Below are 2248 nucleotides of genomic sequence, written 5' to 3'. Positions count from 1 at the left end.
GCGCGCATCCCGCACCGGGCGAGGGGCGGCGCCCCGGGTGGGGCTTGACGCGGCAGGACCAGCATGGAGCACGATGCCGGAAACATACGGTAAGTCCGCACTTTCCCGTCGACGCCGGGATGGTCGCGGGGCGGTCACCGCATCAAGAACGAACTCGATTACGGCCGCGGGCCAGAGAAGACCTGGGTCTATGGCGCCCTGCGCATAGCCGACGGCAGGAGGTAACGATGACCGCACCCTCCCGCAACAGCGCCTTCTACCAGAAGTTCTTGCAGAAACTCGAGGACGCGAACCCCGCCGACGACATCTACGTGATCACCGACAACCTGTCGTCACACAACAGCGTGTCCACCCGAACCTGGTTCGAGGAGCACAAGCGGATCCGGCACGTGTTCACCAGTCGGTGCCGGCTGGCTGAACCTCCAGGAGCAGGGCCCGAATCAGGTTCAGTGAGTCCTCGACGAGCCTGACGGCGGCCTCGGGCAGCAGGGAGGCGACCCAGCGGTGGCTCCGCTCCGTCACACCCGCGATCAGCTGCGCGTTCCGCTCGACGGGCATGTGCTGGAAGACCTGGAGATAGACGGCAAGCGCGCGCAGGTTTGGGTCATAGGAAGAGGGGGGATCCGGCGATCTGCCCGGGCATCGGATCGGCGGTCACCTTGCGCCCACGCACCGGCAGCGATGCCCCGGTGCTCGGTGACCGTCACGTGCTCAGGGGAATGTCCCGGACCTGACGCCGCTCAAAGGCGATGCTGTCGCTCTCATCCAGCCGGCTTCCGCAGCCGGTACTACAGGCCGCCGGAATATGGTCCGATGTGACATCGGGCTTCCGACCGTGGACAGCCCACTGCCGTCGACACCGGGCTGACGCCCCGCTTACAGTCACTCTTCAGCCGCGGCTTATTCTCCGGACGGCCGAAGGTGTCTGTGGACGGCGGCCTCGAGGAGTTCCCAGAGTTACGCCCCAGGCGACGCTCTCCACCACCCGCGCCGTCAACCGGCGGTGACCATGTCGTCCAGCACACGGAGAGCCGGCCTTGCAGGCGGGAGTGGGTTCGGGCGTGGGTTGCTTCAGCCCCGTGTCTCGCACAGCAGGGTATCCAGGCCTCGGTCCATGTCGATGGCTTGTGTCTCACGGTCGAGAGGGACGGTCGCGTACGAGTGGAGCAGGAAGCGCCGCAGTTGCGCCCTGTCGAACTGCAGTAGCGCCACCCCTTCCGGCGAGTGCAGCTCCACCATCGTGTGCGCACGTCCGCACGGCCAGATGCGTACATCGCCCGAGCCGGACGGGGCGTGGAGCCCGGAGTCCAGCAGGCTGCGGGCGAACTCCCAGGTTTCGGCGGTGCCATTCAGGCACGACTCGGGCTGGAAGACCATGCGGACGGCGACCGGGTGGTCGCCGTTGTGGCGCAGACTCACCAGGATTGGGACGGGGTGTGGCGCATCGCTGATCAGGCGCGCCCGGACGGACTGCTCGGCGATGGGGGACAGGTCGGTGGCGTTGAGCGGGATGTCGCGGTGCGGCCGGTGCAGCGGTGAGGTGACGGTCATCTTGTCGCTCGCGTCGATCCGTTCGGCGCTGAAACGGTTGTTTGTTTCCAAGGCCGCGACCGGGGCCTGGGCGCGCGAGAGGTGGTAGTCGGCGACGACCATGTGGTCGAAGAAGGACCGGCGGGTGGCGATCTGAGTGATGGCGGTGCCGACGCCGCCAGCTCCCCCGAGAAAAACACGCACAGCCAAACTCCGTTTCCGAAAACATAGTGCGCGGGCCCCGATTCTGGGTGCGCCGCTTTGTTGGATCTAAACGCGTCATCTCCGCTAACGGCAATCATGTTGGCGTAAGGTGGGAATGAGTACACACTCCTCGAGGCGCGACCGAGCCCCGAAATGTCCGATAGGCCTCTAATCGCGCATTTCCTGAAGCGTCGGGTGGGCTATCCCGCGTCGAGTATCGTGAGATAGGCCACATTCGGTGAGGCTTAGGTGAGGGGCGCGGGCCTTACAATCCTGTTCCGTAGAAAGAAGGTTGAGATTCTCCTCCCTGGCGGATCAGTGGCCGGGTTGGAATCCGCTGCGTGGATCAGGGCGGTGAATTGCGGGCTTGTTCCATTCATGCATCATTGCAATGCTCAGCCGGGGGTCGGACAGTGCGGCCCGGTCGTCCTCGTACCGTGTGATCAGGTACGTTTCGACGCCGTGCGGCGGCTTCATCGGGCAGACGGGCGCCGTGTCCCGGAGGGCGGCGTAG

At 65.6% G+C, this 2248-nt stretch carries 3 protein-coding genes and 1 pseudogene; all 4 read right to left on the bottom strand.

All coding sequences use genetic code 11. The features are described from left to right. Window positions 1–393: 393 nt before the first annotated feature. The gene (locus ABZ070_RS36935) at window positions 394–558 is read right to left on the bottom strand and encodes a hypothetical protein (RefSeq protein ID WP_356640534.1); all 165 of its coding nucleotides are present in this window, start codon (window positions 556–558) and stop codon (window positions 394–396) included. A 230-nt stretch (window positions 559–788) separates the two neighbouring features. After that, the gene (locus ABZ070_RS36930) at window positions 789–1025 is read right to left on the bottom strand and encodes a DUF6444 domain-containing protein (RefSeq protein ID WP_356640532.1); all 237 of its coding nucleotides are present in this window, start codon (window positions 1023–1025) and stop codon (window positions 789–791) included. Between the two features lie 46 nt (window positions 1026–1071). Next, window positions 1072–1734, bottom strand: coding sequence for an SsgA family sporulation/cell division regulator (locus tag ABZ070_RS36925; RefSeq protein WP_356640530.1), 663 nt, complete (start codon window positions 1732–1734; stop codon window positions 1072–1074). Between the two features lie 315 nt (window positions 1735–2049). Next, window positions 2050–2248, bottom strand: a pseudogene (locus ABZ070_RS36920) (hypothetical protein); the annotation flags it as partial.

Origin of the sequence: Streptomyces sp. NPDC006283 (genome assembly GCF_040613325.1) — a bacterium.
GTDB lineage: Bacteria > Actinomycetota > Actinomycetes > Streptomycetales > Streptomycetaceae > Streptomyces.
Note: the sequence above shows the minus strand (reverse complement) of the source record. Positions and strands in the feature narration are given on the sequence as shown.